The organism is Bacilli bacterium, assembly GCA_035326105.1.
Lineage (GTDB): Bacteria > Bacillota_I > Bacilli_A > RFN20 > CAG-826 > UBA7706.
This window is the reverse complement of sequence record DAOKYO010000001.1, coordinates 483,725-499,264: the sequence shown is the minus strand read 5'-3', so window position 1 is coordinate 499,264 and position 15,540 is coordinate 483,725. Positions and strand designations below refer to the sequence as shown.

9 protein-coding genes and 1 other annotated feature (1 of these 10 running past the window's edge) are annotated in these 15,540 nt (G+C 38.5%); of the genes, 2 read left to right on the top strand and 7 right to left on the bottom strand.

What is annotated here, in order from left to right; translation table 11 throughout:
* Positions 1-179, bottom strand: a binding site (T-box leader); it reaches 52 nt to the left of the window's first position.
* Between the two features lie 71 nt (positions 180-250).
* Complete coding sequence (locus PKC96_02210; GenBank protein ID HMM00142.1) at positions 251-2,023, bottom strand: ABC transporter ATP-binding protein; 1,773 nt, start codon at positions 2,021-2,023, stop codon at positions 251-253.
* A complete protein-coding gene (locus PKC96_02205; protein ID HMM00141.1) occupies positions 2,016-3,851 on the bottom strand; it encodes an ABC transporter ATP-binding protein in 1,836 nt (611 codons plus the stop codon). Before PKC96_02205 ends, PKC96_02210 begins: the two co-directional genes overlap by 8 nt.
* A gap of 341 nt (positions 3,852-4,192) precedes the next feature.
* Between PKC96_02205 and PKC96_02200 the strand changes: the two genes are divergently transcribed.
* Positions 4,193-5,110, top strand: a complete 918-nt coding sequence (locus tag PKC96_02200) for an NAD(P)-dependent oxidoreductase (protein HMM00140.1) — start codon at positions 4,193-4,195, stop codon at positions 5,108-5,110.
* A 52-nt stretch (positions 5,111-5,162) separates the two neighbouring features.
* Here the strand turns inward: PKC96_02200 and adhE are convergent, their stop codons facing one another.
* The 5 genes from adhE to purB form a co-directional block, all read right to left on the bottom strand.
* On the bottom strand, positions 5,163-7,784 hold the full coding sequence (gene adhE, locus PKC96_02195) for a bifunctional acetaldehyde-CoA/alcohol dehydrogenase (GenBank protein ID HMM00139.1): 2,622 nt from the start codon (positions 7,782-7,784) through the stop codon (positions 5,163-5,165).
* Between the two features lie 495 nt (positions 7,785-8,279).
* Positions 8,280-10,526, bottom strand: a complete 2,247-nt coding sequence (locus PKC96_02190) for a hypothetical protein (GenBank protein HMM00138.1) — start codon at positions 10,524-10,526, stop codon at positions 8,280-8,282.
* A 216-nt stretch (positions 10,527-10,742) separates the two neighbouring features.
* Positions 10,743-11,630, bottom strand: a complete 888-nt coding sequence (locus PKC96_02185; protein ID HMM00137.1) for a fructose bisphosphate aldolase — start codon at positions 11,628-11,630, stop codon at positions 10,743-10,745.
* A gap of 81 nt (positions 11,631-11,711) precedes the next feature.
* The gene (locus PKC96_02180) at positions 11,712-12,986 is read right to left on the bottom strand and encodes an adenylosuccinate synthase (GenBank protein HMM00136.1); all 1,275 of its coding nucleotides are present in this window, start codon (positions 12,984-12,986) and stop codon (positions 11,712-11,714) included.
* Positions 12,987-12,994: 8 nt separating this feature from the next.
* Complete coding sequence (gene purB / locus PKC96_02175) at positions 12,995-14,425, bottom strand: adenylosuccinate lyase (protein HMM00135.1); 1,431 nt, start codon at positions 14,423-14,425, stop codon at positions 12,995-12,997.
* A 421-nt stretch (positions 14,426-14,846) separates the two neighbouring features.
* Here purB and PKC96_02170 point away from each other — a divergent pair, with 421 nt between their 5' ends.
* Positions 14,847-15,482 (top strand): hypothetical protein, encoded by a 636-nt coding sequence (locus PKC96_02170; protein HMM00134.1) that lies wholly within the window; start codon positions 14,847-14,849, stop codon positions 15,480-15,482.
* Positions 15,483-15,540 lie beyond the last annotated feature (58 nt).

Here is a 15,540-nt window from a genome sequence, read left to right as displayed (position 1 = left end):
TAAGGCCTTAGCAAGTATTGCTACTTGTCCGCTAATAACGGGCGGTCCCGATGATTCATACTCCATTCCGAATCATAGCTCATAGATGCGTTCGTTTCTTGCTTCCACTTCGCCCTTCCACCATCGGCGAATCGCTTTTGAAAGTTAAAGAAATTACTATCTCTCTTCATTGCTGATAGCCATAATTATAGAAATAATTTCAAAAAGTGCAATAAGTTTTTTTATCAATTTTCAAGAAAGGCTTATCACGTTATTGAAGCTGGTAATTTTTTGCTTGGGTAGCGAAGAGTTTGTAGTAAATCGAATCGTGTTTTTCCATTAGGTGCTCATGCGTATCAAAGTCGCTTACCTTACCTTTATCGATGACCAAAACCTTATCACAGAAAACCGATGATGACATTCGATGGGAAATATATATAGCGGTTTTATCTTCAACAAGAGAGTTAAAGTTTGCATATATATCCGCTTCAGCCAGTGGGTCCAAAGCACTTGTGGGCTCATCTATTATAACTAATGAAGCATCTTTATATAGGGCACGGGCAATTGCCACTTTTTGTGATTCGCCTCCTGATAAGTCCACTCCTTTTTCGTCATAAATCTTTGAGTAAAGAGTATTTATGCCCTCCGGAAGCGCGTCGATTTTATTTTTTAACCCAACTTTAGCCGCAGTTCTATAAGCCTCATCTTGATGTTGATCATCATTACTTATGTTTTCAGCAATCGTCCAAGCAAAAAGTTTAAAATCCTGAAACACGGCACTGATAGCTTTAATATAACTAGATAAGTCATAGTCGTTAATATTCTTGCCGTTGACAGTTATTTCTCCCTCATTTGGCTTGTATAGCCGACAGAGAAGTTTAATAAGCGTTGTCTTGCCGGCGCCATTTAATCCGACGAGTGATATTTTTTCTCCGTGATTGATTTTAAACGAAACCTGATCCAAAACTAATAGATCGGTGTGAGGATAAGCGAAAGACACATTTTTAAATTCTATTTCATTGATGGATCCAACAAATTTCTCCTTAGCGCCGATATCCTGCTCGGACTTAATTTCCATTAAACTGACTAATGGTTTGATGTAGGCGGCATTTTGAGCAAAGCTCATGCTTGTCTCCACCACCTGTTCCATCGTCGTCGAGAAGGTTAAAGCGGTTGATATATATAGGGAAAACAAACTGATCGAGAGTCCAAGACTCAGTGTGCGATATGCGACAAAGCCATATACCAAAGCCATTTCTAAATATTTTACCAGCGCCGAAAGCCCACTATAACCACTCATTTTGCGCATAAAATGGATAAAGTAATCAACCGAAGTCCGTGAATAATTCTTCAGCCGATGGGCCATGAGATCTCCCACCGGATACATACGATAATCTTTTCCCTTTTTTTCATCCATAATAGTGTCGATAAAATACCCGTAGCGGCGATTTATCGGAATTAAATCTTGGTAAAATTTCATCTGTGACTTCATTGACAAAGTAAAAATGATAATGTTGCTTATCAAAGCAACGAAAACGATCACAAAGAGCCAAATATCAAAAGTAAACATCACTCCCAATAAACTAACTATTGTAATAATGTATTGCAACATGCTGACACTGCTTCTTAAGAAAAAAATAATCGCCCCTTGATTATGCACTGCGAACAGGGCTCTTTCCTTCAAATCTAGGTAATATGGATCCTCCAAATAGTTGAATGGCAATTCCATTAACTTGATGGCAATTTTTTGGTCGACAGCCTCCAGCATCTTTGCCTCTTCAACTTCATTTAGACGGGCAAATAGTTTATTCAGAAAATAGAAAATAAAATTGATGACGACGATAACGCCTCCGACAATAATGGAATAATCATAGGTTGCGGTTTCTAAATAATGGATTAGTAGCGAGAGCGAATAGGCATTGAATACCGTTAAACCAGCGTTAAATAAGGCAGTTATAAAGGCGAGGAAAAAATATGGGGGATACGCTTTATAGGCAAAATGAAGAAACTTTAACAAACTATGTTTTACTTTTATTTCATCCATGGATTGGTTCCTCCTTTTGCTTCATTTGATAGTACTTACCTTGGGTCTTAAACATCTGATAGTATTCACCTTTTTGCGCCATCAACTGATTATGACTTCCGTCTTCGATAATGCCTTCGGGTCCAAGAAGAACTATGCGATCGCAAAATTTTGTGCTGGACAGGCGATGCGAAATATAAATTGCGGTTTTATTTTTAACTAGATCATCAAATGACTGGTAGATGGATGCTTCGGCTAAGGCATCTAAAGCGCTCGTGGGTTCATCCAAAATAACGATATTTGCATCTTTATATAACCCGCGGGCTATTGCAAGTTTTTGCGATTGTCCACCGCTTAATTCCACTCCTCCCTCATCGACGATTTTTAAAAGGGGGGTATCATACTTCAGGGGCAGTGATTCGATTTTCTTTTCAAGTCCAACTCGTTTGAGGCACTCTATCGCCCAGGCTCGATTCTCGGCACTGGGATTAGGACCGGTAATATTTTCAATAACTGTTCCCGCATAGATATTTACTTCTTGATAAACGGGAGCAAACATTTTCTGATATTCGTCTTCCTTGAACTCTCCGCTATCAATTCCGTCGATAAATATCTTGCCTTTGCTCGGCGTAAATAAACCGGTTAAAAGTTTAATTAAAGTTGATTTACCCGCGCCATTAATTCCCACGATTGCAACTTTCTCCCCGGCTTTAATTTTTAATGAGAAGTCACTGAAAATATTTACTTCGCTGCGCGGATAATTGAATGTCAAATGCCTAAACTCAATAGCAAAAGGATGATTGGCCACTAGCGCATTCCTATTTCCGCGCTGACCGTAAAGCGATTCATCATCGATAAAATGAAAATAATCGGCAGTATATCCGGCATCCTTTACCAACTCCGCCAGCTCACTTGATAAGAGTCGAAGCGTAGTCGATAAAGCGATAACCAGTCCGACATACAAGGAAACGTCCCCTAGGGTAATGCTGTTTTGATAATAGCCTTGAATGATAAAGAAATAGGCTAATCCATCTTGGATAACGAGCATAATGAGTTCTAGTAAGCCTAATTTAAAACGCCGATTAGAAATATTTTTAACCACCGATATATAAGAGTAAATGGCTCTTTTATAGTCGCCGCTTATCTTTTGATTAAGGTCGTAAACTCGAATATCTTTACCAAAAGAAAAATCGCTTGCAGTCTGATAAAAGTATTGTTTGTGCCGACGCTTACTCGAAAGTTCATCCCGTTTTTTCAACGCGTATTCGGCGATGGCTTTATTGATAAAAAAAGTAATTAATGCCCCTACTACGCAGGCGACAAAGATAATCGGTTTAAAGAGACCAATTAAAACAGAATATAAAACAATGGAAAGAATAAAAGGGAATATTCGCATAAAACGATGAAAAATTGACTCAAATCCAATATTGTTGGATTGAAGGGCCATTGTTCCTACCTCAATTCGATCCCGAAAGGAAGGATCTTCTAAGTGCCAATAATCAATGTGCTCATACTTAACCGAAACCCGATCGAATTCCTGCATTCGAATGTCGATAAACTCACCATTTACAAATAGATTTGCGACTGCGGCTACGACTCCTAAAATCAGGCTGATGCCTACAAGGACTCCCACGTGTTGAAGCAAAAGATTTATTTCGATTTCATTGGTTAAATCATCAATTATTGTGCGTGGAATAAAGGTTGCTATAACGGGCAAAATACCCGCGGCAATCATATTTAAAAAGAAGAACAAATAAACGTGGTCGTCTTTATTCTTGTGAGCCGAAATGATTGTTCGGCGAATCGCTTTTATAATATCGGATCGAGAATGTTTTTCTTCTTGTTTCATAAGTTTAACCTCAACATATTTTCAACATGCCTATATTATCTAATAACATCATCCAGAAACCTAGCAATCATTGGTTGCTTATAATCGGTTTTCAACAACCATTAGTTGCAATTTCAACCTACCGATGGTTGAACAGGCTGCAACTTAAACTAGACAAAGGCAAAAAAATGCGATACAAAAGACACCATATTATTTATATGTTTATTATTGGCTAAAAATCCTGTTGTTTTTACTTTTCTAATATTTTGGCGTTTGGAAAGTGCTTACTAAATTTTCTTTTTAAGCGTTCGAGTATCCCCGCGTTGATAATCGCATATAATAGTAATAAAGAGGTGAAAATTATGAAAATATGCGTTCGCCCGGGAATTTTAAGCTTTGAGCATCAAAAACTTCTTAAAGAAGACTTTCCCACCATTGATTTTGTCGATAAGATTGAAAATGATGCCGAGGTTCTCATTTCCTTTCCTGGTAGCATTAAAAAAGAAACTTTGGATCCCTTGTCCAATTTAAAATGGATTCAATTGTTTAGCGCCGGGTTTGACCAAGGAGATCTTTCCTACCTAAAATCGCGTTCTATAACTTTAACCAACGCTCGCGGAATATATAGTATTCCCATCGCTGAGGATGTGGTTGCTCGTCTTTTGGCCATCAATCGTCAATTGCCACAATACATCCAAGATCAGGAGCAAAAAAAATGGGATCCCAAATTGGATGGATATGAATTATACGGCTCTACCATCGGATTTTTAGGAGCTGGATCCATCGCTGTTGAAGCTGCGAAGCGACTGGTGGGATTCAATGTTCGCCTGCTTGCTTATCGAGAGCACCAAGGAAAAGTTGAGCCCTTTGATGAAATCTTTACTGGCGAAAAGGGTCTCTATGATCTCATTCGTCAAAGTGACTATATTATTTCGGTTCTTCCTTCCAATAAGGAAACCGTTCATCTTTTGGATCAAAAGCGTCTGCGGTTGATGAAGAAAGATGCCGTGCTTATTAATGTTGGCCGCGGAGATTTAATTAATGAACAAGAACTTGTCGAAGTATTAAAAAGTGGCCATCTGCGGGGAGTCTCCCTCGATGTTTACGAAGAGGAACCTTTGCCAAAAAACAGTGCCCTATACCTACTGCCGAATGTATTGCTTACTCCCCATCGGGCCGGGGCCAGTTCCCACACAAGTGAGCGCCTTTATCAATTGATAAAAAAGAATATCCGGCATTTTCTTACAAACGGGGAATTGGATAACGTTGTTCACTTATAAAAACCGTTAATAATAAAAAAGGAGAACTATATTTGTAGTTCTCCTTTTTCGTTTATTCTCCTAAGTATGCCCGATGCATAATCGCAATCATATCTTTTACCATCGGTATCCGTGGGTTAGCCGGCGTGCATTGATCTTCAAATGCAAGCATGGCCAACTGCGGTAAAGCCTCGTCCCAAGTCTTCTCATCGATCTCTGTATTGGCCTTAAAACTCATTTTTATACCTAAATAAATTGACAGATTATAAACTGCCGAAGCCAAATTTTCGACCGCCTCTTTTGTCGTATCGGCCTTTAATCCCAATAGTTTAGCGATATCCTGATATTTCTTATCACAGACATAGGCTTCATACTTTGGCCAAATTGCTAAATGCGTCGGTACTTCCCCGTTATAGCGAATGGTGTATGGCAACAGGATTGCATTGGCCAAACCGTGGGGGACATGGAAAAGGCCACCGATTTTATGCGCCATTGAATGGTTCATGCCCAGAAAGGCATTGGCAAATGCCATCCCGGCCATTGTGGAGGCATTATGCATTTTTTCTCGAGCCTCTAAGTCATGTTTGCCATCTTTGACCGCCCGCGGCAAATACTCGAAAACCAGTTTAATCGCTTGAAGAGCAAGTCCGTCGGTATAGTCATTTGCTAAGGTTGAAGTATAAGCCTCAATTGCATGCGTTAAAACATCCATACCGGTAATCGCTGTAACAAATGGAGGAAGGTTGGTGGTAAATTCGGCATCAACAATGGCAATTGTTGGCGTCAGGCTATAGTCGGCTAAGGGATATTTCTTGTTGTTGGCTTTATCGGATATAACCGCGAAAGGAGTAACTTCTGATCCCGTTCCACTGGTGGTGGGAATACAAATTAATTTGCTCTTTTTACCGAGTTCAGGATAACGGAATGCCCGTTTGCGAATATCCATAAATTTTTGCTTTAAATCGGCGAAGTTAACTTCCGGATGCTCATAAAATAACCACATTCCCTTGGCTGCATCCATTGCCGATCCGCCCCCAAGAGCAATAATCGTGTCCGGTTGAAATGCCTCCATCAATTTTGTTCCCCGCCGAACGGTTTCAATATCCGGATCTGGCTCGACATCCGAAAAAAGTTGGATCTGAACTGGATTACGGCGCGCGTTTAACTCATCGGTAACTTTGTTAATATAACCAAGTTCCACCATTGTCCGATCTGTAACAATAAATACCTTACTTACGCTATGACAGGAACGTAAGTACTGAATTGAATTTCGTTCAAAATAAATCTTCGAAGGGACCTTGAACCATTGCATGTTATTTCTTCTTTTGCCTACTTTCTTAATGTTTAATAAGTTAATAGCACTGACATTTCCTCCGATGGAATTATGACCATAGCTTCCGCAGCCTAAGGTTAAAGACGGTAAAAAAGAATTATAAACATTACCAATACCACCAAAAGTTGACGGTGAATTCCAAATAATCCGCATGGCTTTGCATTTTTCACCAAACGCATCCGCCATCTCTTGGGTTTTAGTATGAATTGCGGCACTATGACCTAAGCCGTTAAATTCTACCATTTTAGCTGCATACTCAAAACCTTCGTTCCAGTCTTTTACTTTATAGAAGGCTAAAACCGGAGATAGTTTTTCGCGGGAAATCGGTTCTTTTGGACCGATGATTTTGCATTCTACTCCTAAAATTTCGGTATCTTCCGGGACTTTGAAGCCAGCTTGCTCAGCAATCCAAACGGCACTTTTACCAACGATAACTGGATTGAGTTTGCCATTTTCAACATTTTCATCTCCCTCGGCAAAACCAAACATATAACGGGACAATTTTTCTTTTTCATCCTTATTTACAAAGTAAGTTTTCAACCGCTTAAACTCTGAAATGCATTCTTTATAAATTTCACTATCAATGATTGTTGCTTGTTCGGAGGCACAAACCATACCATTATCAAACGACTTTGATAAAACAATGTCGTTGACAGCCCGCGAAATATTGGCACTTCTCTCAATATAGGCCGGAACATTGCCCGCTCCAACGCCCATCGCCGGCTTACCACAGCTATATGCTGCCTTGACCATAGCGTTTCCCCCGGTTGCTAAAATTGAGGCCACGCCAGGATGATTCATTAAAGCGCTAGTTGCATCCATCGACGGATGCTCAATCCATTGAATACAATTCGCGGGAGCTCCAGCAGCTACCGCGGCCTCTAGCATCACCATCGCCGCCTGTTTTGAACACTGCTGGGCCGAGGGATGAAAAGCAAAAATAATCGGGTTTCTGGTTTTTAAAGCAATAAGTGATTTAAATAAAACTGTACTTGTTGGATTAGTAACCGGCGTAATTCCCGCGAGCACTCCAATCGGATCGGCAATTTCAGTTATTCCCGTAACTGAATCCTGGCTGACAACACCCACAGTCTTAAGGTGCCGCATATTGTTGACAACATATTCACAGGCAAAAAGATTCTTGGTTGCTTTATCCTCAAACACTCCTCGTTTCGTTTCCTTTACCGCCGCTTCGGCCAAAATACCATGATTATCCAATCCGGCGACAGAACACTTAGCAACAATGTAGTCAACCTGCTCTTGATTCAATAATAAAAACTCGTCTAAGGCTTGATGAGCATTCTTTACTAAGACATCCACTTCTTTAGCAAAATCAATGCTTTCTTCTTTTTTCACTTCCATGTTTTATTTCCTATCCGTATCAAGGTCCCAATAAGCATTTTTGCTATTCGGTATTTTGATACCGCTAAAATAATACTTATTTAACCCTCTGCGTTCAAGGGAAAAATTTATAAAAGCGTTTACATTAAAATGCAGTTATAGCCTTATTTTTACCGATTATCGAAAAAAATATACCTATTTATTTTTTGCTTTTTACTTAACTTTTTTTTGCAGAATAATTATGTTATTTTTTAAAAAAACTTTCTTTTCTAAAATGATGCCTTCTTATAATAGGAAAAAGATAATTTGCTTTAATTGTGAAAAGTTTTATTTGAATGCTAAAAGCATTAAGTTAACTTAAAATAAGTCATTCTATTTTGTGCTTTTTATATCTAATTGCAGCTTTGATTCTATGGATTTTTACTGAAATATTTTTACATTAATTAAAAGTAAAAATCATATAAACAAAAACTAATTAGTTAAAAAAAAATTAAAGATCAATTATTTCCCTATAAATTAGACTATTATAGTTTGAACAATAAAAGACATTCCGGAAGAGCCGTTTGCCGGATTATACATATAGCTTATAGAGAAGGAAAACCTGATTGCACTATCTGATATTACGGCAAAAAAAGTCATTTGCCAGCCGGCATCATAAAAATACATATTTCCGCCTCTAAATGGGTGACTCTCATTATTTAAATCAATAAAGGTAGTAGAAAATACACTTAATGCGTAATTGTAAACTTCCGCTTCGCTAACTCCAAGAACGTCAATTTGATAATAATCATCTTCAAATGGTACCGCTCCAACCAAAAACGATGCTTCTTCTTTTAGAGTTGGCAAGCAAGAAAAAAAGCTTTCAATTTCCATTTTGGTATTATCGTCAATTCCATAATTGAGTAATCCCTTTATCGTATGTTCGCTTAGTGCCATTAACCCCGAGGCAAAGGATGAATATGTTTCATGATAAATCTTTCCGATAGCGACTATGCACGTTCCGTCAAGCAAGTCAATTATTGAGATTGTTACTTTCGGATAATTTGTATGAATATATAAAGAAGTAGCAAAGGGATGCGATTGCCAACCCATTATCTTTGTTTTTACTTCTGGACGTTCCGAATCGATGTATAAGAAAGAAGTGTTAGGATGTAGTTGCCATCCTTCGTTTAAAAGCTCAGCTATATAAGTATCAATAACCATTGTTGAATCAGATAAGACATGAACAGCGGCCGTTGGTTCTGGATAAGCGAATGAGGCGTCAATAAATGTAAAAACCGCATTTCCTTCTATAGGATAAAATAGATTTGACACCTCGTCTCCAACAATATCCACAATCGCTTCTGTTGGCCAAACAGAACTATACTCTGGTTCAAGTGATACCTTTGGATAAATAAGAATGAGCATATATGAATACCATTCATACGCAGTAATCTGCCATTCGTCAAAAACAATAGACCAGCCGCCTTCCGTAAAAATCGGATCTTCAAATACGCGAATTCCTCCCCTAGAAACTAAAGTAGCCTGATATTCCAAAAGAGAAATTTCCGGATTGGAGACAATGACAGCCACACAATCATTTTCTTCACGATCATCAATAAACTCGTATTCAGTCCCACCTATTGCCGGAAATTTATAGATGCCTACTTTTTCTAATTGCTTATACGGCCATCCACTTGGGTAAGCAGTGGGGATTCTCCCTCCATAAATTGTTATTATGTTATCTGTTTGTGCTTCCGCACTAAGAAAAAGAAGGCCGGTTGGGTCAGAATATGCCGATTCAAAAGGAGAGATATCAACTCGTTCGGTCCAACCAGCCTCGGTTAGTGTATAATACCAGTCAAGAATCGCTTGACTAGAATTACCATCAAGATAAACTTCAAAAGTAAATGTTTCAGTATAAAATAAATCTTCAATCCAAGTTTCTGAAATATAGTACGATTCGGTATCTATCGAAGGAATGTCTACTCCAAAATATTCGCCAACCTGCACAAAGGGAGAAGGCGGTAAAGGGAGCTCTCCATTTTCATAATAATCGTCTGCACCCGGAATGATCCCTTCACCAAAGAAAAAATTCAATTCGCTAATAAGCGTATTTTTGAAGAACATTTTGGCTCCTGTGACTCCCATGATATCGATATCAAATGAAATGTCGCATTCAACCCGTCCGAATATAGCTGACCAATTGGCAAGAGTGATTTCTATTAAGTCATAACTGATGTAGAGTCCGCCTTCAATATCTTGGCATTGTTCTAGAAGCGATAATCCATTTTCTATATAAAAACTAGGACAAATGTATGTTAACAAAAGTTCCCACTGCATTTGCCCATTAGCTACTGGGACAAAAGTTCTCAGTTCATCCGTATAATATCCGCTAATAACAGTCCCGTCTCTATACTCGGCAACGCTACCTGCGCTTAAATTCGAATCGGAATCATATAGTCCATGCTCGGAAAGAATAATTTCATCATTGCCGCTTATATACTCATTATTATTTTCCACTTCAATTCTTACGTTATGTTGATCAAAATTTTCAATGAACACCTCAAGCGCTGCAATCTTATCTAAGTAGGTTAATTCCAGTAATTCACTGCTACTATCGACAGCAGAAATAACAGTTGTTGCTTCACCGCCACTATTATGCGACTGACTTGTTGTCGACACAGAAGATTTCTGAGATGAACTGGTTGTAAAAATACCGCACGAAGTTAAAGACAAAGTAGTTAATGTCAACAATAGAATATTTACTTTTTTCCTTTTCATAGTTTCTTTTTACAATCAATTTATTTCTTGAAAAGATAATTTTTATGTGAATTGAAAGTTAATTATTTTATTATCAAAAAACTACTTGCTTTATAAGTAATCGTGTAATAAAAGTATATTTTATGGTAATAAAAGCATTTGAGCTATGAAAAGCTATTTAAGGTAAAAAAAGACCTAGAAATTAACTTCTAGGTCTTGCTAAGCATAAATTCCGTTTTACTTAACGGAAGCCCGGTATATTTCCTTCACGGTATTCGCCAGCATTTCATCGAATTCGGCCGCACTTTGATGTGCATTTAATCCTTCAAGCAATGCCCGAGAAAAAGAAGCGATTAATCCCGGATTGAGGAGTAACCTCCGGTCGGCTTCCTCCCGAGAATAGCCTCCCGATAAAGCAACCACGCGAACAATATGCGGATCTTCCATCAAATCCGAATAAAATCCATCCAGCGTCGGAATCGACAGTTTTAACATCACCAAATCACCCTTTGGCAATTTTGATAATTGCACCTTAATCTCATCCTTCAGTATTGCTTCCGCCTCTTTCTTCAAGGGACTATGAATATCAACCTCGGGTTCAACAATTGGCACCAGTCCATAACTAATAATTTTTTTAGCCACTTCAAATTGCTGCTCAACCACTCGATGAATTCCTTTTTTATTTGCTGTCTTAATCACCGAACGCATCTTGGTTCCAAAAATACGGTGGACAACCGCCTCTTGAAGAAGTTCATCCAATTCAGGCATCGGTTTCATTATCTGAACGTCATCTTCGACCGGAGCAAGTCCTTTATCAACTTTTAAAAAGGGAACCACTCCTTTTTTCTGCCATAAGAAATCAGCAGTATAAAGATTGTCTATCTTTCTCTTCATTGTATTTTCAAACAAAATCGCGCCTAAAATATAATCGCTGGCAAAAGCCGGACTCTTAATAACCCGAGTCCGCATTTCATGAATTTTGGCATACATCTCATCCTCGCCGTTATATTCGTTTTCCTCCACTCCGTAAAGCGCTAACGCCTTGGGAGAAGAACCACCACTTTGGTCTAAGGCGGCAATAAATCCCGGCTTCGTCTTCATAATTTTCAGCTGTTCTTGATTCATATTAACACCTTCCACTTTCTGTATATATTTTACTCCGTAAAAATAAAGCGAGCAAATAAAGTGAAATAATTAAAAGCATGATTAAAAAAGTTTAATATACTCCTCGCGACTGGGTCCGACGGAGACATACTGAATTGGGCAATCCACAGCCTTTTCTAGATAACGAATATAACTTATTGCTGCCAGTGGTAAATCCTCTAAACTTCGAGCCTTAGATATATCTTCATTGAATCCAGGAAGATACTCATATATTGGCTTGGCTCGTTCAAGTTCTTCACCTTTAGGAAAGAAGTCAATTTGCCTGCCATCGACTTCATAGGCGACGACAACCGGTATTCTTTTTAACCCGCTTAAAACATCTAGTTTAGTGAGCGCAATTGCGGTAGCACCTTGCATTAAAACTCCGTAACGGGAAGCCACGATATCAAAACCACCGACCCGTCTCGGCCGTCCCGTTGCCGCGCCATATTCATGTCCGGCTTCGCGGAGAGCATCTCCCTGTTGATCAAACATCTCGGCCACAAAAGGACCCGCGCCAACACAGGTACTATAGGCTTTCATAATCCCCAGAGTTTCATCGAGATGAGCAAAAGGAATTCCTGAACCAATCGGGGCATAACTCGCTATGGTGTTTGACGATGATGTAAATGGATAAATTCCATAGTCGATATCTCTTAAGGCACCTAATTGTGCTTCAAACATGATATTCTTATTTTCCTTCATCATCGACCTCAAAAATGTCGTTGTATCGACGATATAGGGAAGAAAATAAAGTCCGTATTTTTCTAACCATTTTATTAATTCGTCAACTTTAATTGCCTCATGACCATAGCCTTTTTCAATCAAAAGATTCTTCCATTCTACTAGAGACGGAAGTTTGGTTTTTAGTTTGGCAAAGTCTTTTAAATCGCTCATTCGCAGAGCTTTCTTCATATATTTATCGCTATAAACCGGAGCAATACCCCGACGAGTAGATCCAAATTTATTAGCCCCAAGCCGATCTTCTTCCAATTCATCCAAAAGCTTATTGAATGGCAGACAAATAGTGGCTTGGTCACTTATTTTTAAATTTTTCGGGCTGATGTTAATTCCCGATTGACGGAGATGTTCAACTTCATGAAAAAGATGTTCAACATCAATAACCATTCCCTGTCCCATCACATTAATCGTCTTTTCCCTTAGGATGCCGGACGGTAGAAGATTAAGAATGAATTTGCCCTTCTCATTAACAACAGTATGACCGGCATTATTGCCGCCTTGGTAGCGGACAACCACATCATACTTATCGGATAAAAGGTCAACCATTCTCCCTTTGCCTTCGTCGCCCCAGTTAACTCCTACGATTGCTGCAAGCATATTTCCTCCTAAAGAGTTACTTCACTCTTCATTAGCTTAATATCACTATAATCCGCAAGAAGCGGATTTATGACCTCACTTATAAAGTCGATAACCTGCTGAGGAGCGCGACCGATGAAATTCTTAATATCCAATAAATGAATAATTTCTTCATGGGTAATGGCTAATCGTTGATCTTCTTCAATATATTTTAGAAGCCGATTTTCTTGGCCCTCCATTTTAACTTCCGCTCCCGCCTTCAAGGATAAATCTCGCAAAATAGAATGAACGTTTTGTCGGTCCTGGCCCTTATCATTCACAAGATACATAAGAATGTTTTCCGTAGCCATAAAAGGCAATTCTTCATCGAGGTGTTTTTCCATCATTTTAGGATAGACAACCAGTCCACTGATGATATTTAAATATAAGTCCAAAACAGCATCGGTGGCCAAAAAGGCCTCCGCAACTGAAAGTCGCTTGTTTGCGCTGTCGTCAAGTGTTCTTTCTAACCACTGATTAGCGGCTGTCCAGACCGGGTTTAAATTGTCTACCATGACAAACCGAGCCAAAGAGGTTAACCGTTCGCTTCGCATCGGGTTTTTTTTGTAAGGCATGGCCGAAGAGCCAATCTGCTCACTTTCAAAGGGCTCGTCTACTTCCTTAAGATGAGCCATAAGTCGTATATCATTGGCAAATTTACTGCCGCTTTGCGCAATTCCGCTCAAAACGGACAACGCTCTGCTATCCCATTTGCGAGAATAAGTTTGTCCGCTCACCGGTACGATATGCGTAAACTCAAGATCCTGAGCGATAAGTTTTTCTAATTTTTTAACTTTTTCTTCATCGTCAGCAAACAGTTCCAAAAAACTTGCCTGAGTTCCGGTTGTTCCTTTACAACCAAAAAAGGGCAAATCATCTAGGAGATGATGAACTTCGCTTAAGTCGAAAACTAAATCATTCATCCACAGCGCGGCTCTTTTTCCTAATGTCGTTGGCTGCGCGGCTTGAAAATGAGTATAGGCAAGGGTCGGCTGATATCTATGTTTAAGAGCAAAAGCACTCAATTCTTTAATCAGGGTAACAAGCCAGCTTTCAACGACTAATAAAGCATCGCGAATTTGAAGTAAATCACCATTATCCATAACATATGAACTCGTGGCTCCTAAATGAATGATGGGGCGGGCCAACGGACATACATCGCCATAGGCATAGATATGTGCCATTACTTCGTGCCGAAAACGATGTTCGTATTTTTCCGCCACTGCAAAATCAATATCATTAACATGAGCAGATAATTCTTCAATCTGCTCATCGCTTATATTTAAGCCCAATTTTTTTTCGGCTTTAGCCAAAGAAACCCAAAGTTTTCGCCATGAAGCGAAACGATATTGGGCACTGAATATATACTTCATCTCATCACTCGCATAGCGATTTGACAAGGGACTAATGTACGTATCCATTTTGGCCTCCCAAAGAGAACACCTAATTCTTGCATAAATAAAACATAAATCAACACTATTTTACTTTTTTTACAATGAAACCGATTATCCAAATAGAACCTAATTTTATTAGGGTGCCATTTACTTCATAAAATGCTAAATAAGATTAAACCCGTTTTTTATCATTAAGTTGGAAATAGCAATATATAATCAATTATTTATAGCTATTTTTGCAACGCATTTTTAAAATAAAAACTAAAAGCAACATTTCAATACAAAAATATATCGTTTCATTATGAAATCATGCTAAAAATGATAAATGCAAATATATTATATCAATATCTTAAAAAAATAATTATTAATAGGTGGCACAGGTATGCTTGCAAATAAAACATATTCTTAGTGACTATTCTAATATGTAATTATAAAAAAGGAGGCTTTTATGACAGATAGCATTCTAGAAGATAACGAGGGGATCACACCTTCAACGAAAATAACTTTTTCTAAAGGTGTAACTTCTTTAGGGCAGAAGATTTATTCCAAGTATATTTTTGTGTTGTTTATCGTTTTTGTATGCCTTATGGGAGTAACGACGTTAACCAGTTTATCTAGCCTAAGCTCCTATAATCAAACCTTAGCTGAAATGAGTGGATTATCCTCTTTTCCACAAGATTTATATCAACTTTTTTTGAGTCTTCGACCACTGCTTGTTGTGGAATTGCTTCTTATAATGTTGGTCTTAGGGGTGGCTATTTTAGGACTTGTATTTTCCGCCGGACTTCGTAAACGAGCCCTATCTACAGCTAGCAAGGAGCAATTAGTTAAATATGCCTCACTTCAACTAATTTCTTCAATTGCATTTCTAGTGGTTATCTCTATCTACACGATTTTTGAAATTTACGCAATTTGTCGTTCGATAGATATTTATACTGAAATCAATAATAGTTATGGTTTAGGCCTTGTTTCTCCCGATTATGTACTACCATCAATTAGGTTAATTGCGGTTGTGGGATTATCAATCCCGATGGTGATACTCGCACTGGGTAATAAGCGGGCTGTTTTAACTATCAGCGAATAGTTTTTCCGTTTACATTATTTAGCTTTAGTCTTTTCTTCTAAGACTGGATTTAACTTCT